Annotated in this window: 19 protein-coding genes; 6 read left to right on the top strand and 13 right to left on the bottom strand. The window is 65.6% G+C overall.

Annotated elements, in window-relative coordinates:
* Positions 1–4: 4 nt before the first annotated feature.
* Both HAP47_RS14735 and HAP47_RS14730 read left to right on the top strand, forming a co-directional pair.
* On the top strand, positions 5–358 hold the full coding sequence (locus HAP47_RS14735) for an ADP-ribosylation/crystallin J1 (protein WP_173637612.1): 354 nt from the start codon (positions 5–7) through the stop codon (positions 356–358).
* 119 nt (positions 359–477) lie between these two features.
* Positions 478–2,043, top strand: coding sequence for a caspase family protein (locus tag HAP47_RS14730; RefSeq protein ID WP_231168882.1), 1,566 nt, complete (start codon positions 478–480; stop codon positions 2,041–2,043).
* Positions 2,044–2,117: 74 nt separating this feature from the next.
* Here HAP47_RS14730 and HAP47_RS14725 read toward each other — a convergent pair whose 3' ends face one another.
* The 4 genes from HAP47_RS14725 to thiD form a co-directional block, all read right to left on the bottom strand.
* A complete protein-coding gene (locus HAP47_RS14725; protein WP_092115464.1) occupies positions 2,118–3,107 on the bottom strand; it encodes a threonine/serine dehydratase in 990 nt (329 codons plus the stop codon).
* Positions 3,108–3,149: 42 nt separating this feature from the next.
* A complete protein-coding gene (locus HAP47_RS14720) occupies positions 3,150–4,241 on the bottom strand; it encodes a glycosyltransferase family 4 protein (RefSeq protein WP_173637613.1) in 1,092 nt (363 codons plus the stop codon).
* Positions 4,238–5,050: a UDP-2,3-diacylglucosamine diphosphatase gene (locus HAP47_RS14715; RefSeq protein WP_050403538.1), complete on the bottom strand. Its 813-nt coding sequence runs from the start codon at positions 5,048–5,050 to the stop codon at positions 4,238–4,240. Before HAP47_RS14715 ends, HAP47_RS14720 begins: the two co-directional genes overlap by 4 nt.
* Before the next feature lie 235 nt (positions 5,051–5,285).
* Entirely contained in the window at positions 5,286–6,083 is a 798-nt protein-coding gene (gene thiD / locus HAP47_RS14710; protein ID WP_173637614.1) for a bifunctional hydroxymethylpyrimidine kinase/phosphomethylpyrimidine kinase, read from the bottom strand.
* 193 nt (positions 6,084–6,276) lie between these two features.
* On the opposite strand from thiD, the gene HAP47_RS14705 reads away from it, so the two are divergent.
* The gene (locus HAP47_RS14705) at positions 6,277–6,522 is read left to right on the top strand and encodes an Lrp/AsnC ligand binding domain-containing protein (protein WP_016845986.1); all 246 of its coding nucleotides are present in this window, start codon (positions 6,277–6,279) and stop codon (positions 6,520–6,522) included.
* Between the two features lie 10 nt (positions 6,523–6,532).
* Here HAP47_RS14705 and HAP47_RS14700 read toward each other — a convergent pair whose 3' ends face one another.
* Positions 6,533–7,462, bottom strand: coding sequence for a c-type cytochrome (locus tag HAP47_RS14700; RefSeq protein ID WP_173637615.1), 930 nt, complete (start codon positions 7,460–7,462; stop codon positions 6,533–6,535).
* A gap of 166 nt (positions 7,463–7,628) precedes the next feature.
* Here HAP47_RS14700 and HAP47_RS14695 point away from each other — a divergent pair, with 166 nt between their 5' ends.
* Positions 7,629–8,051, top strand: a complete 423-nt coding sequence (locus HAP47_RS14695) for a CHRD domain-containing protein (protein WP_173637616.1) — start codon at positions 7,629–7,631, stop codon at positions 8,049–8,051.
* Positions 8,052–8,156: 105 nt separating this feature from the next.
* Here HAP47_RS14695 and HAP47_RS14690 read toward each other — a convergent pair whose 3' ends face one another.
* The 6 genes from HAP47_RS14690 to HAP47_RS14665 all read right to left on the bottom strand — a co-directional run bounded on the left by HAP47_RS14690 (position 8,157) and on the right by HAP47_RS14665 (position 16,598).
* Complete coding sequence (locus tag HAP47_RS14690; protein ID WP_173637617.1) at positions 8,157–8,603, bottom strand: c-type cytochrome; 447 nt, start codon at positions 8,601–8,603, stop codon at positions 8,157–8,159.
* Positions 8,604–8,706: 103 nt separating this feature from the next.
* Positions 8,707–11,016 (bottom strand): xanthine dehydrogenase family protein molybdopterin-binding subunit, encoded by a 2,310-nt coding sequence (locus HAP47_RS14685; protein ID WP_173637618.1) that lies wholly within the window; start codon positions 11,014–11,016, stop codon positions 8,707–8,709.
* Positions 11,017–11,144: 128 nt separating this feature from the next.
* A complete protein-coding gene (gene murJ / locus HAP47_RS14680; protein ID WP_173637619.1) occupies positions 11,145–12,674 on the bottom strand; it encodes a murein biosynthesis integral membrane protein MurJ in 1,530 nt (509 codons plus the stop codon).
* 43 nt (positions 12,675–12,717) lie between these two features.
* The gene (locus HAP47_RS14675; protein ID WP_173637620.1) at positions 12,718–13,869 is read right to left on the bottom strand and encodes a DegT/DnrJ/EryC1/StrS family aminotransferase; all 1,152 of its coding nucleotides are present in this window, start codon (positions 13,867–13,869) and stop codon (positions 12,718–12,720) included.
* Positions 13,870–13,919: 50 nt separating this feature from the next.
* A complete protein-coding gene (locus HAP47_RS14670) occupies positions 13,920–14,936 on the bottom strand; it encodes a Gfo/Idh/MocA family protein (RefSeq protein ID WP_173637621.1) in 1,017 nt (338 codons plus the stop codon).
* A 249-nt stretch (positions 14,937–15,185) separates the two neighbouring features.
* The gene (locus HAP47_RS14665; protein ID WP_173637622.1) at positions 15,186–16,598 is read right to left on the bottom strand and encodes a mannose-1-phosphate guanylyltransferase/mannose-6-phosphate isomerase; all 1,413 of its coding nucleotides are present in this window, start codon (positions 16,596–16,598) and stop codon (positions 15,186–15,188) included.
* A gap of 337 nt (positions 16,599–16,935) precedes the next feature.
* On the opposite strand from HAP47_RS14665, the gene HAP47_RS14660 reads away from it, so the two are divergent.
* Positions 16,936–17,922, top strand: a complete 987-nt coding sequence (locus HAP47_RS14660) for a lysylphosphatidylglycerol synthase transmembrane domain-containing protein (protein ID WP_173637623.1) — start codon at positions 16,936–16,938, stop codon at positions 17,920–17,922.
* Between the two features lie 10 nt (positions 17,923–17,932).
* Positions 17,933–18,943: a glycosyl transferase gene (locus tag HAP47_RS14655; protein ID WP_173637624.1), complete on the top strand. Its 1,011-nt coding sequence runs from the start codon at positions 17,933–17,935 to the stop codon at positions 18,941–18,943.
* Between the two features lie 67 nt (positions 18,944–19,010).
* On the opposite strand, the gene HAP47_RS14650 is transcribed toward HAP47_RS14655, so the two are convergent.
* Complete coding sequence (locus tag HAP47_RS14650; RefSeq protein WP_371821783.1) at positions 19,011–19,889, bottom strand: NAD-dependent epimerase/dehydratase family protein; 879 nt, start codon at positions 19,887–19,889, stop codon at positions 19,011–19,013.
* Positions 19,890–19,948: 59 nt separating this feature from the next.
* Positions 19,949–21,163 carry a glycosyltransferase family 4 protein gene (locus HAP47_RS14645; RefSeq protein WP_173637626.1) on the bottom strand — a complete coding sequence of 405 codons (1,215 nt, stop codon included), beginning with the start codon at positions 21,161–21,163 and terminating at the stop codon, positions 19,949–19,951.
* Positions 21,164–21,203: the final 40 nt, after the last annotated feature.

Raw genomic sequence — 21,203 nt, 5'->3', positions numbered from 1 at the left:
TCCGATGCCCGACGAAACCGACACGATCACTCTTTGGCGACCTGTGGGCCCCCAGGAGCTCGCGCTGATCGAGCAGAGTGGCATGCGTGCCTTTCCGCTGCGGCTTCTCGATCAACCGATCTTCTATCCAGTCCTGACGGAAGAGTACGCCGCAAAGATCGCGCGCGACTGGAACGTGCCCGCAAGTGGCGCCGGATTCGTCACACGGTTTCAGGTCAAGCGAAGCTTCATCGATCGCTATGATGTGCAGGAGGCTGGTGGCCACGCGCATCTCGAATACTGGATCCCGGCGGAGGACCTGCCGGCATTCAACGCTGCAATCGTCGGGCCGATCGAAGTCATCCGCAGCTTTCCTTGAGGCGGTTTGCTCCCATTGACCACCCGCGCAGCGTGACCCAGCTCACGTACGGCGGGCGTGTCCGCGCCTAGCCTCGCCGCGACCGGTCCTGCACCGGGACCAGCTTTTGGGAGCGCGCGATGGTCCGCCTGACATCCATCATGATATCGGCCGCATTGTTCGGTCTGTTGAGCCTCGGCGTATCGGGCACAGCATCTGCCGAGACCAGCGGCGTCACCGTCGGCAACGCAACGCAGACGCCTGCACAATCGATCGATCAAGCGGATTCGCCGGCGATGCCCACCGCAGCGGCGCCGGCTGCGCCACGCGGCCCCGAGCAGCGCGTCGCGCTCGTGATCGGCAATGCGAACTACGAGAATGCGCCAAAGCTCGCCAATCCCGGCAATGACGCGCAGTCGATGGCCGAGCTGTTGAACGCGGCCGGCTTCGAGGTGATCTCCGCGACCGACCTCAGGCAGGGCGACATGGTCAAGGTGTTGCAGGATTTCTCCGACAAGGTCGCGGCGCGCGGCCCCGGCACGGTCGCGATGATCTATTACGCCGGCCACGGCGTGCAGCTCGCCGGCGAGAACTATCTGATTCCGGTCGATGCCAAGATCGCAACGCCGTCCGACCTCGACGGCAATGCGGTGCGTCTCGTCGACGTGATGGGCACGCTCGAGAACATCCCGAGCCGGATGCGCATCGTGGTGCTCGACGCCTGCCGCAACAACCCGTTTCCAAATGTCAACGACGCCGGCCGCGGCCTTGCCGTCGCCGTCGTCGATGCCCCGAGCGGCTCGATCGTCGGCTATTCGACCGCGCCCGGCATGGAAGCGCAGGACGGCAGCAACGGCCACAGCCCCTACACCAACGCCTTCCTGCGCCTGGCGCGCGAGCCCAATCTGCCGATCGAGCAGCTGTTCAAGCGCATTCGCCTCGACGTCAACTCTACGACCGACGGCCGGCAGACGCCCTGGGAAAGCTCGTCGCTGACCTCCGATTTCTATTTCTTCGGCGACACCGCCGTCGCGTCGGCGCGGGCGCCGGCGAATGGCCCGGTGGTGCAGATGGCGTCGAACCTGCCGAACCGCTCGGTGCGCCAGGCCTATGACTTCGTGCTGTCGGAGGGGCGGCCGGACTATTATGAGGAATTCATCCGGCTTTATCCGCGCGATCCGCTCTGCGACCGCATTCGCTTCCTGCTGACGAACTGGTTGCAGGTCGCGGCATGGCACAAGGCGGTGCTCGCCAACACGCCGTTCGCCTACAAGACCTTCCACGACAATTTCGGCAACAGCCCCTACGCGCAGTCGGCGTTGAAGCTGCAGATGCAGCCGAAAGCAATTCCGCTGATGCAGTTCACTCGGCTTTCTAGTCGTCCAGCCTTCCGGCCGATCAATGCCGGCGCGCAGGGTGCCGTCGGCAAGATCGTGACCATGCCCGCGCCTGGAGCGAAGCCGGTCGGCATGCCAAGCTCAATCGGCAAGGGCAAGGTCCCGAGCCTTCCTGGAGCCAATGCCGGCAACACCACATCGAACCGGATCATGAAAGATAACAGCGGGCAGCACTTCCGTGCCGAGCGGCAGAGCATGCAAGTCAACCGGACGGGATCGGGTGGTAGCCATACAGAGTTCCACCCAAGTCCGTCCGGCTCACATCTCGGCGGAATGGGCGGCAGCCACCGTGGCGGCGTCAGGCACTGATCAGCCGCGCTCCACAACGAAACGGGGGCAGAGCGAGCACCGCCCTGCCCCGGTTTCATTTCAAGATGCAGGCCTCAGGCGACGAGCTTCGCGAACAGGTCGGCATCGACATTGCCGCCCGAGAGCACGATGACGACGTTCTTGCCCTTGGCGTCGATCCGTCCCGCCAGCAGCGCCGCGAGCCCGACCGCGCCGCCGGGCTCGACCACGAGCTTCAGCTCGCGATAGGCGAAGGCGACGGCGGCACCGACCTCGTCGTCGGAGACGCTGACGCCGTTTGCCAGCAGCTTGCTGTTGATGGCGAAGGTGAGCTCGCCCGGCATCATCGCCATCAGCGCATCGCAGATGGTGCGCGCCGCGACCGGATGCGCCTCGCGATGGCCGACCTTGAGCGACAAAGCGTGGTCGTCATAGCCCGCGGGCTCGGCGACGATCACCTGGGCCTGCGGATATTTCGCCTTCACGGCGGTAGCAACGCCCGCGATCAGGCCGCCGCCGGAAGCCGGCGCCACCACGATGTCGGGCACAAGCCCGAGCGCTGCCATGTCCTCGGCGATCTCGCGGCCGGCGGTGCCCTGGCCCGCGATCACGAAGGGATCGTCATAAGGACGCACCAACGTCGCGCCGCGCTTGCTGGCGATACCATTGGCGATCGCCTCGCGGTCGTCGCGATCGCGATCGTACAGCACGACCTCGGCGCCATAGGACTTGGTCCGCTCGCGCTTGGTGATCGGCGAGTCCGCGGGCATCACGATGGTCGCCTGCATGTTGAGGATCTTTGCCGCCGCGGCAACGCCCTGGGCGTGGTTGCCCGAGGAGAACGCGACGACGCCCCCGCTCCGCTTGTCCTGCGGTATCGAGGCGAGCTTGTTGAAGGCGCCGCGGAACTTGAACGATCCGGTCCGTTGCAGCATCTCGGGCTTGAGGAAGACCTGGGTGCCGACGCGTTCGTTGAGAACGGGGAAAGTCAGGAGCGGCGTGCGCACCGCGAACGGCGCGACCACCCTTGCGGCGGCATCGATGTCCGCAGCAGCGACGGGTGGATTGAGAGTGATGTCCGTCATCCACGATTTGTATCGCGGCGGCGGGCAACCCGGCAAGACGCTTTAGCGTGAGTTTGGCTGAGGCGCCGGCAAGGCCGCGAAATGGTGCTCTTCGGCGCCGAATTCGAATGCCTCCCCCTCGCCGTCGGGCGCGACGGGGCGGACGTTCATGCAGCGGTCGATGAACACCCGGGCCGACGCCTGCCAGGTGTGGAGCGCGGCAAAATCGACGCAGGCCTGCCGCGGGATGCTGAGCGCCTCCAGGCAGGCGTGGCGCAGATCCTCGTCGAGCACGCCGACCGGCGCCGCGCCGATCACGTCGCGGGGACCGGTGACCGGAAAAGCGGCAACCGGCAAGCCGCTGGCCAGCGCTTCAAGCAGCACCAAACCGAACGTATCGGTGCGGCTGGGGAAAACGAACACATCGGCCGCGGCGTAGATTTCGGCCAATTCTTCCCCATGGCGGGCGCCGAGGAAGAGGGCTTCCGGATATTTCCGCTCCAGCGCCGCCCGCGCCGGGCCGTCGCCGACCACCACCTTGGTGCCGGGCAGATCGAGATCAAGGAATGCTTCGAGGTTCTTCTCCACCGCCACCCGGCCGACGCTGAGATAGACCGGCTGCGGCAGGCAGAGATCGACATCGCGCGGGTGGAACAGCGCGGTGTCGACGCCGCGCGACCACAGCACCACGTTGCGGAAGCCGCGCTGGCGCAGTTCGGCGGCCAGCGCCGGGGTCGCGGCCATCACCGCCCGGCTCGGCCTGTGGAACCAGCGCAGTGCCCGCCACACCCAGGCTTCCGGGACAGGCGTCCGTGCCGAGACGTATTCGGGGAAGCGGGTGTGGAAGCTCGTCGTGAACGGCAGGCCGCGCCTACGGCAATAGCGGCGGACCGAGAGCCCGATCGGGCCTTCGGTCGCGATATGGATGCTGTCGGGCTTGGCCGCCTCGATCAGGCTAGCGACCTTGGCCTGGTACGGCAGCGCCAGCCGGAGATCGCGATAGCTCGGCATCGCGAAGGTGCGGAACTCGTCCGGCGTCAGGAAGCTCACCTCGACGCCGAGCGATTTGGCCGCCTGTGCCATCATGGTCAGCGTGCGGACAACCCCGTTGACCTGGGGATGCCACGCATCGGTCGCGACCAGGATATGCGTCATGCAGCGCGTGCCGTCACTCGCGGAACCGGCGCGATCCGGCGCACCGGGTCGGTCCAGGTGATGATCTCGAAATGGCCGTCCTCATGCTCGGCGAGCGCCGTGCAGCTCTCGACCCAGTCGCCGCAATTCATGTAGCGGATGCCGTGCTCGTCATGAATCGTCGCGTAATGGATATGGCCGCAGATCACGCCGTCGCAGCCGTGACGCCGCGCCTCGCCGGCCAGCGTCGCCTCGAACGCGCCGATATAGTTCACCGCCTTCTTGACCTTCAGCTTGGCCCATTGCGACAGCGACCAGTACGGCACACCGAACATCTTGCGGAAGAAATTGACGAACCGATTCATCTGGATCGCGAAGTCGTAGGCCTTGTCGCCGAGATGGGCGAGCCAGCGCGCGTTCTGCACCACGAGATCGAAGATGTCGCCGTGGATCACGAGGTAGCGCTTGCCGTCGGCGCCGGTGTGAACGGTGTTCTCCACCACGTCGATGCCGCCGAAATGCGTGCCGTAATATTTGCGCAGGAACTCGTCGTGGTTGCCCGGGACGTAGATCACCTTGGCGCCCTTGCGCGCCTTGCGCAGCATCTTCTGCACGAAATCATTGTGGGTCTGCGGCCAGTACCAGTTCGACTTCAGCGCCCAGCCGTCGACGATATCACCAACGAGATAGATCGTGTCGGCATCGTGGGAGCGGAGGAAGTCCAGCAGGCGGTCGGCTTGCGAACCGCGGGCTCCGAGATGAACATCGGAGATAAACAAAGTGCGAAAGCGCCGCTCTGGGCTTTCTTCACTCAAGGAGTCACTTCCCATGCCTGTGCACCTAACAGATTCCTGTGACAAGGCGATGACGATCCCCGCGACCCAAGGCCTCACTAACAGTTAACGAGAATCAGCAGCACGCCCTCCAGTGCGGATAACAGCGGCGTGCGACAATCTGGCGACATGGATGGACGCGGCTGTGCGGAACAGGAGTTGCCTGCATATCGCGGCGGAACAACGCGCATTTGAGCAACGAATGCGGAGCCCGGATGAAGCCTCCGAGCTTTCAATAATACTTGTGGAAGTGATGCACCGGTCCGTGGCCATGGCCGACGGCGAAGCGATCCGCCTGCGCGATCGCATCGGTGATCCACGCCTTGGCGTTGCGCACGGCGGTCTCCAGCGCCTCGCCTTTCGCGAGCCCGGCGGCGATCGCCGACGACAGCGAGCAGCCGGTGCCGTGCGTGTTCGATGTCGCAATGCGTGGCGCTGCGAGCGCGATGCTGCGCGCGCCATCGATCAGATAGTCGATGCTCTCGGCGCCGTGCCCGTGGCCGCCCTTGACCAGCACCGCGCGACATCCCATCGCCAGCAATTGCCGGCCCTGTCGCGCGACGTCGGACTCACTCGATGCGACCGGCTCGTTCAGCAGCGCCGCCGCTTCCGGCAGGTTCGGCGTGATCAGCGAGGCCAGTGGAAACAGCATGGTCTTCAGCGCATCGACCGCCTCGGCAGCCAGCAGCCGATCGCCCGAGGTTGCGACCATCACCGGATCGAGCACGACATGGCGCGGCGCCCAGCGCTGCAGCCCGTCGGCAATCGCCACGATCGTCTCGGCCTGCGCCACCATGCCGATCTTCACCGCGCCGACGTCGAGGTCGGAAAACACCGCATCGATCTGGGCCGTGACGAACGAAGCGGGCACCGGGTGGATGCCGCTGACGCCGGTGGTGTTCTGCGCCGTCAGCGCCGTTATGGCCGAGGCACCATAGACCCCGAGCGCGGCAAAGCTCTTGAGATCGGCCTGGATGCCCGCCCCGCCAGAGGAATCCGAGCCGGCAATGGTGAGCGCGACCGGCGTCATGTTGCGGGACCGGCGGTCGAGACGAATGAGACCATGACGAACGAGATCATGGCCTGTCCTAGCCCGGCCGCCCATCGGCAGCAAGTTCGCCTGACTCTACCGCGAGTTGGCCTTGTTGCCCCCTTGCCTTGCCCCCTTGCCTTGGCCGCCCGTTTTTGGCCTATAGTCGCGGAAATCCCCGGAGGCGACTTTGATGGTTCCTTTCTTCGTCCAGATCAAATGCAAGCTCGGCCAGTCCTACACCGTCGCCAACGCGCTGGCGGAGGCCGAGATTGCGTCCGAGATCTACTCCACCGCGGGCAATTACGACCTCCTGGTCAAGTTCTACGTCGACCACGACACCGACATCGGCCATTTCATCAACGAGAAGGTTCAGGTGATCCCGGGCATCCAGGACACCCTCACCATCATCACCTTCAAGGCGTTCGGCGCGAAGTAGGACGCGCCCGCTAGGACTCCTTCTCCTTCTTGACCGGCTTCGGCGGTCCCTCGACCGGCGGCAGCGACTTGATGTATTCGGCGATCGCGTCGCGATCGGTCGGCGAGAGTTGCGAGGTGTTGCGGATCACGCGCACCATCGATCCGCCGGCACTGTCGCCGTCCGGCGTCTGTCCGCTCTCGAGGAAATAGGCGAGGTCCTTCGCGCTCCAGTCGGCGATCCCCCGCGGCGTGATGTTGGGCACCCAGCCTTCGCCTTCCGGATTCGGGCCACCGGCGAAGCGCTGCGAGCTGACGATGCCGCCGAGGAAATTGCGCGGGCTGTGACACTCGGCGCAATGGCCGAAGCTGTTGACGAGATAGGCGCCGCGATACCAATGCGCCGAGCGGCTCGCATCCGCGACGAACGGCTTGCCGTCCATGAACAGGAATTTCCAGACACCGACATTGCGCCTGATGTTGAAGGGAAACGGCACATCGTGGTCGCGCACCTTGCCGGCGACCGGCGGCAAGGTCTTCAGATAGGCGAACAGGTCGCGCACGTCATTGAGCCTGGCGTGCTGATAGGATGTGTAGGGAAACGCTGGAAAATAGTGCGTCCCCGACGGCGAGGTGCCCTTCATGACCGCGGTGACGAAATCAGCCTCACTCCAGCGGCCGATGCCGTCGTTCGGGTCGGGCGAGATGTTCGGCGCATAGAAGGTACCGAACGGCGACGGTATCGCGAGGCCGCCCCCGAGCCTGGTGCGATCGTCCTGCTTCGGCACCGCATGGCAGGAGGAACATCCTCCCGCATTGAACGTTGTGAGCCCGTTGGCCAGATTGGGCTGGTAGGCGGGCAGCGCGCTCGCGGCAACGGTCGCGGGGATCGTCAGCCACCAGAACACACCGAAGCCGATCAAGCCGGCCAAAGCGGCCAGGAGGAGAATTCGTCGCAACATTCACCGATCCGTCATTGGCCGCGTCAGTTCATCAACCAGTATGATGGCAACCGGTCGCACAAGCTCGCATCAAATTTGCCGCACTCACGATCATTTTGGGAATAAATCCGGAGAGCCGCGGTTTGAAGATTTGCAACCATCGTGTGACGTCAAAGGGGAGAGAACCATGCCAAACAAGACCTTGCTTGCCACACTAACATTGGGCGCCGCAATCGCGCTCGCCGGTCCGGCCTTTGCCGAGAAGCTGCAGGCCAAATTGGACGGCAAGTCCGAAGTGCCTGCGACCACCAGCGCCGGCACCGGCACTGCCGACATCGACTACGACGCAGCCACCAAGAAGCTCAGCTGGAAGCTGACCTATTCCGGCCTGTCGGGTCCGGCCACCGCCGCGCATTTCCACGGCCCCGCCGAAGCCGGCAAGAATTCTGGTGTCGCGGTTGCCATCCCTAACGCGACGTCGAGCCCGGTCGAGGGCAGCGCAACGTTGACCGACGCGCAGGCCGCCGATCTCCTCGCCGGCAAGTACTATGTCAACGTCCACACCGCGGCCAACCCGGGCGGCGAGATCCGCGGCCAGGTCACGAAGTAATCAGTTCACCAAGTAGATCGCGCAAAGTCACGTCAACAAGAAACGGCCGGCACAAAAAAGGGCGGATGCTTCACGGCATCCGCCCTTTGATCGACCGAATGGCGATCAGCCCTTCTTGAGGCGATAGGTCTCGTGGCAGCCGCCGCACTGCTTGCCGATCACCGTCAGCTCGGCCTTCAGCGTGTCGACATCCTTGATCTTGCCCTTGGCGTCAGCGACAGACTTGGCAAAGCTCGCGATGTGCTGCTCGAAGCCGGCCTTGTCTTCCCAGATCTTCGGCCCAGCGGAGTAATCGCCTTCCGTCTTGAGGCCCTTGCTGCTTTCAGGGAACAGCGTCGGCAGCTTCTTGGCGGTGTCCTCGAACTTCGCCAGCGCGGCGTCGACCGTTGCCTGCTCGTAGGGCTTCTCGCCCTTGATGATGGCGCCGAGTGCACCGGCGTTCTTGCCGGTTTCCTTCATCTGGGCCTGGGTCTGCTTGACCTGATTCTGGTCGGCCACCACCGCCCCCGCACTCAACGCAAGCATCGCTGCAACGACGACAATCCGCTTCATCGACAAAACCCCTCAATCCCGCTCTGTCCCGGTCCGCAGGTACGCGGCCGGCCTGGTTTGCAAACACCGCCGGCGGAGTCTTCATTCCGCCTGCGACAATTTATCAGAGATTATGGCGGCGCTGCGCCTCGCGGATCGCGATCCAGACCCGCTCCGGCGTGGCCGGCATGTCGATGTGGTCGATCCCGAACTCGCGATGCAGCCCTTCGACGATCGCGTTGACGACTGCCGGGCACGAGCCGATCGCGCCGGCTTCGCCCGCGCCCTTCACGCCGAGCGGGTTGGTCGTGCACGGCACGTTGTGGGTCTCGAACACGAAGGACGGCCCGTCGGCGGCGCGCGGCATCGCATAGTCCATGAAGGTGCCGGTGACGAGTTGGCCGTCGGTCGGGCTATAGACCGCCTGCTCCATCAGCGCCTGCCCGATGCCCTGCATCGCGCCGCCATGAACCTGGCCCGCGAGCATCAGCGGATTGAGCGTGACGCCGAAATCGTCGACGATGACGTAGCTGACGATCTTGATGATACCGGTGGCGGGATCGATCTCGACCTCGGCGAGATGCGTGCCGTTCGGATAGGTGCCGTCGGCGCTGGCGAAGGTCGCGCTCGCATTCATCTTCGAGGTATCGCCGCCGGGACGCTTGGCGAGATCGGCAAAGCTGACCGAACGGTCGGTGCCGGCGATGCGGACGCGGCCGTCGGCGATCTCGAGGTCGCCGGCGCCGGCTTCCAGCGCCTGCGCCGCCAGCTCCTTCAGCTTGTTGCCGAGCTCGTGCGTCGCCCGCTGCACGCTGACGCCGCCGGACGGGATCGATGCCGAACCGCCGGTGCCGAGCCCGGTCGCGATCTTGTCGGTGTCGCCCTGCAGAACATGGACGCGCTCCGGCGGCACGCCGAACTGCTCGGCGACGATCTGCGCATAGGCGGTCTGGTGGCCCTGCCCGCTCGACTGCGTGCCGATCAGGATCGAGATATCGCCGTTGGGATCGAGCGCCACATTGGCGGTCTCCTCGCCCATGGTGCCGCAGACCTCGACATAGCTCGCCATGCCGATGCCCCGCACGAGCCCGTCCTTCTTGGCGGCCTTGGCGCGCTTCGGAAACTCCTTCCAGTTGGCGATCTCCATCGCGCGCTTCATATGCGCGGCGAAGTCGCCGGAGTCGTAGACCTTGCCGGTCGCGGTCGTGTAGGGCAGCGATTTCGGCGGGATGAAATTCTTCCGCCGGATGGCGTCCGGCGTCATGCCGAGCTTTCGCGCGGCGGCATCGACCAGCCGCTCGATCACATAGGCGGCCTCCGGGCGGCCGGCGCCGCGATAGGCGTCGACCGGCACCGTGTTGGTGAACACCGTGCGGACGCGGCAGTGGAAGGCCTGGATGTCATAGAGGCCCGGCAGCATGCCGGCGCCGCCATGCGGGATATAGGGCGCAAACGTCGAGAGATAGGCACCCATGTCGCCCATCAGGTCGACATCCATGCCGAGGAATTTGCCGTCCTCGGCGAGCGCCATCTTCGCGGTGGTGAGATTGTCGCGGCCCTGCGCGTCGCCCATGAAATGGTCGGAACGCTCGGCGGTCCATTTGACGGACTTCTTGAGCTTGCGCGCCGCGACCGAGATCAGCGCATACTCGCGATATGGAAACAGCTTGGTGCCGAAGCCGCCGCCGACATCCGGGCAGATCACCCGCATGTTCTCCTTCGGCATCTTCAGGATCATGTCGCAGAGGATCTCGCGCAGGCGGTGGCTGCCCTGGCTGCCGATCGTCAGCGTCAGATGATCCTTCCTGGCGTCGTACTCGGCGACCGCGGCGCGCGTCTCCATGAAATTGGTAATGACGCGCGGATTGACGATGGTGATCTCGGCCACCGCATGCGCCTTGGCAAAGGCGGCCTCGGCCGCGCCCTTGTCGCCGATCGATACGTCGAACAGCAGATTGCCGGGCTTGTCCGGCCACACCTGCGGCGCGCCCTTCTTCACCGCATTGATCAGGCCGGCCACCGCCGGCAACGGCGTCCACTTGACGTCGATGGCCTCGATCGCGTCGCGGGCATGATCGACGGTATCGGCGACCACAAAGGCGATGGCGTCGCCGACATGGCGCACCTCATCCTTGGCGAGGATCGGATAAGGCGGTGCGGTGAACGGATCGGTTTCGAGATTGAACAGGCACGGCAGGCCGCCGAGCTCGGCGACATCGGCCGCGGTCAGGATCAGCGCCACGCCGGGCATGCCGCGGGCCTTGCCGGCATCGATCGTGTAGGTCGCGTGCGCATGCGGCGAGCGCAGCATCAACGCGTGCAATGCGGGAGACGGTGCAACGTCGTCAGTATAGCGGCCCTTGCCGCGAATCAGAGCGTCATCCTCCTTGCGTCGCACACTTTGTCCGACGCCGAACTTGATGGGAGCTGCCATCGTCTCTCCAATTGCCTTGGTTGTTTGTATGCATATTGGCGTGGTTGTCAGCGAAGCGCAAACCGCTTTCCGCCGCACGCGGCGCTATCCCACGGTCGGCTCCTATGCATTTGATTTGACAGGTAAAACTATACGCGCCGCAGCGCGAACAGCCAGCCGCGGCCGAACAGTGTGAGGATCAGCAAGGCGTAGACGAAGGCGCCGACCGTGATCAGCAGCAGCAGGATCATCTCATCGCGAAAGATCTGCATCGGCGCGAACCACACATAGGCGAAATGCGAGGTCAGCCACAGCGCGAGCGCAAGCAGCAGCCCGCAAATCGCGAAAGTGCCGAACGAGCGGATCAGCGCGCGATCGAACGCGAGATAGCCGCGGCGCACCGCGAACAGCAGCACCAGCAGGAGATTGACCCAGGCGCCGACCGCGGTCGCGAGCGCGAGCCCGACCTGCGCCAGTGAGCCGACCAGCGCGATCTTCAGCGCGACGTTGACCGCGACCCCGGTCAGCGCCGCCTTGACCGGGGTTGCGGTGTCCTTGCGCGCATAGAAGGTCGCGACCGCGCTGCGAATCATCACGAATGGAATCAGGCCGACCGCATAGGCCGCGAGCGTGGCGCCCGCGCTTGCGGCGTCGGCCTTCGAGAAGGCGCCGCGGGCAAACATCGCGCGCATGATCGGATCGGCGACCGTCAGGAACGCCGCCACGAACGGCACCGAGAACAGCAGCGTGAAATCGAAGGCGCGGCGCTGCGCGGCCATGGCGCCGCCGTGATCGTCGGCGGTCAGGCGCCGCGACATCTCCGGCAGCAGCACGGTGCCGATCGCGATCCCGATCACGCCGATCGGCAATTGATTGAGTCGGTCGGCATAGTACAGCGCCGACAGCGCGCCGGCGGGGAGGAAGGTCGCGATGATGGTGTCGGCGAACAGCGCCACCTGCGTTCCCATCGAACCCAGGGTTGCCGGCCCCAGCGCGCGGAAGAAGGCGCGGACGTCCTCGTCGAGCCTGAGGGCCGCGAATCGCGGCAGGCCGCCGTGACGCCCGAGGTCGCCGGCGAGCAGGAAGAACTGCAGGAAGCCCGAGATCAGGACGCCCCAGGCCGCGGCGTGGCCGGCGCTCGGGAAGAACGCCGCGAGCGCCAGCGTCATCATCATGGCGAGGTTGAGGAAGATCGGCGCCGCAGCGGCGCTGGCGAAGCGATGCATCACGTTGAGCATGCCGCCATAGAGCGTCACCAGCGTGATCAGGAGCAGATAGGGAAAGGTGATCCGCGTCAGCTCGATCGCGAGTTGGCGCTGGGCTGCGTCCTCGGTGAAGCCCGGCGCGAGAATGCTCATCGCCTGCGGCATGAACACCACCGCCACCACCAGCAGCACCACCTGCGAGGCGAACAGCAGCGTAAAGATGCGGTCGGCGAACAGCCGCGCCGACGCCTCGCCGCGCTCACCATGAACATGGGCATAGGCCGGCACGAAGGCGGCGTTGAAGGCGCCTTCGGCAAAGATCGCGCGGAAATGATTGGGCAGCCGCAGCGCCACGAAGAAGGCGTCGGCGACCGGCCCGGCGCCGAGGATCGCCGCGAGCATGATGTCGCGCGCGAACCCGGTGACCCGCGATAGCAGGGTATAGCCGCCGACGGTGAAGATGCGCCCAAGCATGCGCTGCTTCTAGCGCATCGTCACCCTACGTCAAAATGACCTATTAGGCCGAAAGAGCGCTGCGCACAGCCGCGATGACGCGGTCCTGCGCCGCCTCGTCGAGATAGGGGTGCATCGGCAGGGCGATGACGTCCTTCGACAGGCGCTCGCTGACCGGCAGGCCACCGTCGGCAACCGGATAGTGGCTGTAGGCCGTCTGCTGGTGGACCGACTTCGGATAGTAGATCATGGTCGGCACGCCCTGCGCCTTCAAGGCGGCCGCGAAGGCGTCACGATCGATGCCGTTGGTCAGACGGATGGTGTATTGCGCCCAGACCGAGGTGCAGCCGGGAGCCACGCGCGGCACCGCGACGAGGTTGCCGAGCGCCCGCGAATAGCGTTCCGCCACCTTGTTGCGCGCCGCGATCTCGTCGTCGAAGATCTTCAGCTTCTCGAGCAGGATCGCCGCTTGCATGGTGTCGAGCCGCGCCGTGAGGCCGAGCCGCACGTTATCGTACTTGTCCGAGCCCTGGCCGTGGACGCGGATGCTGCGCAGCGTGCGCGCGAGTTCCTCGTCGTCGGTGAAGATCGCGCCGCCGTCGCCGAAGCAGCCGAGCGGCTTGGCCGGGAAGAAGCTGGTTCCGGTCGCGAGCCCGAAAGTGCCGAGCTTGCGGTTCTTGTAGGTTGCGCCAAAGCCCTGCGCGGCGTCGTCGAGCACGAACAGGCCCTCGGCCTCGGCGACCGCGCCGATCGCGTCGTGATCGGCGCTCTGGCCGAACAGATCGACCGGGATCACGGCAACCGGCTTCCATCCGCGTGCGCGCGCCGTTGCGATGCCGCGCTTCAGCGAGTTGACGTCGATGTTGAAGGTCTCCTCATCGACATCCACGAAAACCGGCGTCGCGCCGGTCAGCGTCACGACTTCGCCGGTCGCGCAAAAGGTGAAGGTCGGGCACAGCACCGCATCGCCCGGCCCGACATTCTTCGCCATCAGGACCATCAGGAGCGCGTCGGTGCCGCTGGCGCAGCTCACCACGTGCTTGGCGCCGCTATAGTCGGCCAGCGCCCTCTCCAGCGCGGTGACTTCCGGACCGTTGATGAACTGGCAATGGTCGAGCACGCGCGCGACCGCGTCATCGATCGACTTGCCGAGCCGGCGGCGCTGCGCGGCGATATCGATGAAGGGAATGGGCTCAAGCTGCATATGCTGGTTCATGGAAGCTCTTTGCACGTGTTGAATGGATGACAATCAGCCAGTGAAGGCAATCAGCCGGCGATGCGGCGCGGTCCCTTGCGCATCGTCGAGGCGGCGGGCCGGGCGGGCGATTCCAGGCAGCGGATCGCGATCGCGAGGCTCGCCACGCCTTCGTCGCCGGACACCGCCGGCAGCTTGCCGCTGCGCACGGCATCGAGGAAGGCGATCAGTTCGGCGCGCAGCGGCTCGTCGTGACCGACCGGCAGATGACGCATCGAATAGCTGCCGTCCGGCTTGAAGCCGAAGCATTCGGTGACCTGGCGGGTGAGCAGGTCGCCCATCACGTACTTGCCGCGGGTCGCGACCGTCACGTTGCGCGCCTTGAACGGCGTCAGCCAGTTGGTGTTGATGTGGGCGAGCACACCGGACGCCGTGCGGAATTGCAGCAGTGCGATGTCCTCGCGCTCGGCGACCGCGCTCGAGAGCTGCGGCTGCACCTCGACGATGTCGGACTCGGTGAACCAGCGGATCAAGTCGATGTCGTGCACGGCGAGATCGATCACGACGCCGACATTGGACATCCGCGGCGGGAACGGGCCGACCCGGGTGATGCCGATCGACAGGATGTCCTCGCCCGAGATCGCCTGCTTGATCGCGGCGACCGCCGGATTGAAGCGCTCGACATGACCGACCATCAGCGTGACGCCGGCCCGCTCGGCGGCTGCGACGATCTCGCGGCCCTCGTCGACCGTGGAGGCGACCGGCTTTTCGACCAGGATGTGGATGTTGCGCGCGATGCAGGCGAGCGCGATCTCGTGATGCAGGTGGGTCGGTGCTGCGATCGTCACCGCATCGATGCCCTCGGCAAGCAGCTGATCGAGGTTTTCGAAGGCGCGGCAACCGACCAGGTCGATGGCGCGTGTGCGGTGTTCCGGCAGCGGATCGACGATGCCGATCAGCACGACGCCGGGCAGTCCGGCCAGCACGCGGGCATGGTTGCTGCCCATCACGCCGGCGCCGATCACGCCGACGCGCAATGCGCGGCCGATATCGGCCCTCGCGCCGGCTGCGGACACTTTTGCATTCATATCGTAGACCCCAAGTAGCGTTCTGGCGGTTGTCCCGGCTCCTCAGGGAGCCATCCCGGCTCCGAGGGAATCAGACCAAGGCCCCTCGTCCCGATCTGCGCCCCCGGCGCAAATCACCCCGCTTCGTTGGCAGCCGCTATAGCACGGCGTCACAAATGTGGCGAATGCCAACGGCGAAATCCGGACACGTTTTGATTCAAAGAGTTACATCGTCCCGCGCCCGGCGATCGGCGCGGGAACCGGCTCGCCTCAGCTGCGCCGGTAGTCGTCCTCGATGCGGATGATGTCGTCCTCGCCCAAATAGCTGCCGGTCTGCACCTCGATCAGCTCGAGCTGGATCTTGCCGGGATTCTCCAGCCGGTGCACCGCACCGATCGGGATGTAGATCGACTCGTTCTCGTGCACCGTCTTGATCAGCTCGTTGACGGTGACCTGCGCGGTGCCGCGCACCACGATCCAGTGCTCGGAGCGGTGATGGTGCTTCTGCAGCGACAGCCGCCCGCCCGGCTTGACGATGATGCGCTTGACCTGGTGGCGGTCGCCATTGTCGACCGATTGATAGGAGCCCCAGGGGCGATGCACCTTGATGTGGTTCTCGGTCACCCCGGGCGCCGCCACTTTCAATTTCGCGACCAGCCGCTTCAGCCCGTTGGCGTCCTTCTGGCGTGACACCAGCACGGCGTCCTGGGTCGCGACCACGACGAGGTCGTCGACGCCTTCGAGCGCGACCAGCGCCCGGTCGGTCGAGACGTTGCAATTGCGGGAGTCCTCGAACACCGCCGCGCCGCGCGCCGCGTTGCCGAGGCTGTCCTTGTCGGAGAGCTCCCAGACCTGGCGCCACGAGCCGATGTCGGACCAGCCGCACGCCACCGGCACCACCGCGGCATGAGCGGTCTTCTCCATCACCGCGTAATCGATCGAGATCGCCTTCGCCGCGCCGAACGCCGCGGCATCGAGCTTGACGAAGCCGAGATCGCGCGTCGCGGTAGTGACCGACTGCTCCACCGCGGCAATGCTGTCGGCATCGACCTTGCGATACTCGTCGAGCAACACGCCGGCGCGGAACATGAAGTTGCCGCTGTTCCAGAGATAACCCGCATCGATATAGCCTGCCGCCGTCGCGGCATCCGGCTTCTCGACGAATTTTGCCACCGCGCGCACCTCGCCGGCGACCACCTCACCCGGGCTGATATAGCCGTATTCAGTGGCGGGCCGCTCCGGCTTGACGCCGAAGGTCACGATGCGGCCGGCTTCGGCAGCCACCAATCCGCCGCGGCATGCGGCGACGAAGGCCGGCGTATCCCGCACCAGGTGATCGGCGGCGAGCGCCAGCACGATCGCCTCGCTGTCACGGCTCTGCGCGAATGCCGCACCCGCCGCGATCGCGGGCCCGGAGTCGCGGCGCATCGGCTCCAGCAGCACGTCGGCCTCGCGGCCGACCTCGGCCAGTTGCTCCAGGACCATGAAACGATAGGCCTCGTTGGTGATCACGATCGGCCGCTCGAACAGGCCGGCGTCGGAGACCCGCAGCAGCGTCTCCTGGAAGGTCGAGCGCGCCCCGAACAGGGACAGGAACTGCTTCGGATGCACCTCGCGTGACGCCGGCCAGAGCCGCGTCCCTGCGCCGCCGCACATGATCAGGGGAATAATTCGTCGATCCATCGATGCCTCAAGTCCTGTCGTGTCCGCGGACGACACACTAAGATTTTTCCCGGGCAGCCGCAGCGGGCGGCCGGGTTACCTCCAAAGCACGATCCGAGCAGTATCACGCGTGCCCCCCGCACGTCTGGTCGGATTTTACCCGTATCGTAAACCCCGGGTGGGTGCTGTCCCTCCCAGTCCGGCCTCTTTAGCCGCCCCGTCGAGCGGGCCGCAATAGGGTCGGTACGGGGTATTGCCAGATCGGTGCGGAAACCATACCAAGGCGGCGAATTTGGGCGCGCGAAAGCGTTTTGCGCTGTTTTTGACACATCCTGAAAACCTGGCAGCGCGAACGGAAATGCGCCGAATCCTGCTTTCGACCGTCAAGATCCTGATCTCGGCTGCGCTGCTCTATTTCTCGCTGCGCAAGGTCAACCTGTACGACCTCGCCTCCCGCATCCAGGCTGAGAGCCTGGGCTGGCTCGGCCTCGCGATCGCGGTCACCTTCCTGCAGATCTTTCTCGGGGTGCTGCGCTGGCGCGAGATCAGCGTGGAGTGCGGCGCGCCGCTGGAAACCGCGCAGGCGATGCGCTTCAACGTGATCGGTACCTTCTTCAACCAGACCCTGCCGTCCTCGATCGGCGGCGACGCCGTGCGCCTATGGCTCGTCGCGCGCGCCGGTGCGGGCTGGCGCGCAGCCACCTATTCGATCTTCGTCGATCGCGCGGTCGGACTGATCGCGCTTGCCGTCGTCATCGCGGCCACCCTGCCCTGGAGCTATCGGCTGATCTCCGATACCCACGGCTGGATGGCGTTGCTGCTGCTCGACATCGCCGCGCTTGCGGCCGGCTTTGGTTTCCTCGTGATCGGCCTGTTGCCGTGGCCCTGGCTGAAGCAGTGGTGGGCGACGCACCACATCCACGCCTGCGCGGTCATCGCGAACCGGGTGTTGTTCAGCCGCAAGCACGGATTGCGGGTCGCGACCCTTTCGATCGCCATTCACGTGGTGACCGTCGTGATCGGCTGGTGCGTGGTGAAATCGATCACGGCACCCGTCACCTTCGGCCAGATATTCCAATTGTTGCCCCCGGTCATGCTGATCACGATGATGCCGATCTCGATCGCCGGCTGGGGGGTGCGCGAGGCCACGATGGCGCTCGCCTTCGGCTATGCCGGCCTGATCGCGAATGAAGGCGTCAACATCTCGCTGCTGTTCGGCGCGGTGTCGTTCGTGGTCGGTGTGTTCGGCGGCCTGGTGTGGATCCTGAGCCCGGAAAAGGCCGCCAAGGGCGCCGAGCCGATCGAAGTCCCGGGATCGCCATCGCGACTCCCGGGATCGCAGTGACCGGACCAGAATGAGCGGTTTCGAGACCCTCCTGTCATTGATCGCAGCGGTGCTGGCCGCATCGATCTCGGCCGTCCTGATCCAGGCAACGCGGCCTCTGCTGCTGCGCGTGGCACTGGCGAAGCCGAATGCGCGCTCGTCGCACCGCATTCCAACGCCGCAGGGCGCCGGCATCGCGGTCATCGCAGCCACGCTGCTGGCGGGCGGGATCGTCGTCGTGCTGGCCGGATCGCCGGACCTGACGATACCGTTCACCGTGTTCGCGGCCTGCCTGTTCATCGCGGTGGTGGGCTTTGCCGACGACATCCGGTCGCTACCTGTCGTCCTGCGGCTGTTGCTGCAGGCCGCCGCCGTTGCAGCCGTGGTGTTTTCAGCGCCGTCCGATCTCAGGCTCGTTCCGGCCTGCCCGCTCTGGCTCGAACGCGGCCTGCTGCTGATCGCCGGCCTCTGGTTCGTGAACCTCGTCAACTTCATGGACGGGCTCGACCTGATGACGGCGGCCGAGGCCGTGCCGATCACGGTGGCCGTCGCCCTGCTCGGCAGCTTCGGCCATGTGCCCGCGGCTTGCGCGCTGGTCGCGGCAGCGCTGTGCGGCGCGCTGCTCGGCTTCGCGCCGTTCAACCGGCCGGTGGCAAAGATATTCCTTGGCGATGTCGGCAGCCTGCCGATCGGCTTGCTGCTGGGCTGGTGCCTGCTCGAGCTTGCCCTGCATCAGCAATTCGCCGCCGCGCTGCTGCTGCCGCTGTATTATTTGACCGATGCGACGGTCACGCTGTTTCGCCGCGTCGCGCGGCGCGAGCCGTTCTGGTCCGCGCACCGCTCGCACTTCTATCAGCGCGCGACCGACAACGGATTTGTGGTGTGGCGCGTCGTCGGCGAGGTCTTTGCGCTCAACGTGGGGTTGGCGCTGCTCGCATTCGCATCGGTCGCCCTCAATTCCCTCGCCGCAGATATCGTCCTGCTGCTGGCCGGCGCGCTCGCCGTCGCCTGGCAACTGCGCCGGTTCTCGCGACCGTTCTGATCGGGCCAGAGCGTTTTCCAGCGAAGTGGCTACCGGTTCGCGTGAAGAAAACGCGTCAAAACAAAATCTACATATCCGTTCGGCGCAGCGCGCGTCTCAGCCCCTCATCGAGACTGATCGGCTGCTGCCATCCGGTGCTCGCGACCTTGGATAGATCGAGTTCAAGCGAGGCGAACAGGCTGTCATAGGCTTCCTTGCGGCCGCCCACCGTGAGCGACGCTTTCAGGAGCGGCAACGGCAGCCAGAACAGATGCGGCGAGGTTTCTGCCGCGCGGGCAAGGCGCTCGACGAACTCCCGCGTCGAGACCTGCTCGCGGTCGGCCACCAGAAAGACGTCGAAATCATTTCCCGGTCGCGACAACCGATACAGAATGAACGACGCCAGGTTTTCCGCCGACAGGAACGCGCGGCGATTCTTCACAAAGGCGAGCGGAAGCGGCATGCGATTGATCACCGCGCGCTTGAGCAGGGCGAAATTTCCCTTCGCGCCGGCGCCGTAGATCAGCGGCGGCCTGATCACGGTCACCCTCATGCCGCTGCCCGGCACAATCCCCTTCAGACCAACTTCAGCGGCCGCCTTCGAGTTTCCGTAGAGGCCGCGAGGCGTCAGGACGTCGTCCTCGCGAAACGGCGGGCGCCCGTAATTGCTGCGCCCATGCACCAGGATCGTGCTGACAAAAATGAAATCCCGAACGCCCGCCGCAACCGCCGAACGCGCCAGATGCAGCGTGCCTTCGATATTGACGTTGCGGTAGAGCTCGATCGCCTGTTCATCGGACTGCTGGTGAACGCGAGCCGCAAGGTGAACAACGGCGTCCACGCCATCGAGCGCGGCGCGCCAGTCGGTGGCGGGACTGAGCGAGCCGATCGCCACGTCGTTTGCATCCTGCAGCGGGGTGCGCACCGCGCGTCGCACCAACCAGCCGCTCTGCTCCAGCTCCGGCACCACGTGGCGACCGACAAAGCCGCTCGCACCCGTCACCAGAACCGTCGGGCGGCGATCATTCATGCTGTCCGCTCCACATCGTGATTGGATAACAGCTCCGCAACCAGCGCGGCGTAGCTCGACAGGGCCCGCTCGGGACTGAAGGTCCGCGCGGTCGCGACGGCACGCTCGGCCATCGCGGCGTCCTGCGATTGCGACGCCATCCTGATCGCACCGGCGAGTTGGTCGGGCCGTCCCGGCGTGACGACCCAGCCCAGCCGGTTCTCGCTGACGGTCAGCGCGGCCTCGGCTTCGGGTTCGGAGACCAGGATAACGGGCCGGCCGGCTGCGAGCAGATTATAGAACCGGCTCGGGACCGATACACCGGCAACGTTCCTGCGATAGGGAATGAGCCAGACGTCCGCGCTGGACAGCAGCGCATCGAGCTCGCCATCCGCGACGCGCTCGACCAGCGTGACGTTGGCGAGTTGCGCCTCGGCCTGCATCTCCTTTAGCCGCGCAAAGCCCATGCCCCATCCCGACAGCAGGAAATGAATATCGCGCTCGTCGCGCAACAGCCGCGCGGCTCCGAAGACGATCTCCGGATCGTGGGTGAAGCCGAGATTGCCGGACAGGCCGACGACGAAGCGGGCGGCGATCGCCTTGCGAAACGGATTGTCGGGGCTGACGGGACGATTGCCAGGGTCGAGCGTGGCCCAGTTCGGGATGAACCTGATCTTCTCCGGTGTCATGCCACGATAGCGCAGCAGCAGCTTCTCGGCATCGCGGCCGATGACGATGACGATGTTCAAGGCCCGGAACATCAGCGCGTTGATCGCGCGCATCGCCCGCGCGACCAGCGAGGACGGCCGCAGCAGCCCGGCCATCACGAGAACATCCGGAAACAAATCGTGCAGGATCAACGCCGACTTGGCCCCCTTCAGCCGCGCCGCGGCGGCAACCGCATAAGGCAGCGCGAAGGGAGCCGTCACCGTCAGCGCCACGTCGCCCCGCTGCAGCCGCGACAACAACGCAAAGAACATCCGTCCGGTGAACAGCGCCTCGGCCAGCGCGCGCTTGATCAGCGCCGCCTTTCCCGGCAGCCAGTTCCTGATCTCGACGACGACGGGGCGCCCCGGCGCCGGCGCCCTCGCCGAGCCCGGCATCCCGGAGACCACCACCACGTCCGCCTCCTGCGCGATCCGTTCGGCGATCGCGGACATGATCGCGGCGGTCGTGCTGTGGTCCGGCGGATAATGCTGGCTGGCGACCACGACTTTTCGAGAACTGGGCATCAATGGCTTTCGAAACGGTCCTGCCTGATCGCCCACAGGA

The organism is Bradyrhizobium sp. 41S5 (assembly GCF_011516665.3).
GTDB lineage: Bacteria > Pseudomonadota > Alphaproteobacteria > Rhizobiales > Xanthobacteraceae > Bradyrhizobium > Bradyrhizobium quebecense.
Note: the sequence above shows the minus strand (reverse complement) of the source record. Positions and strands in the feature narration are given on the sequence as shown.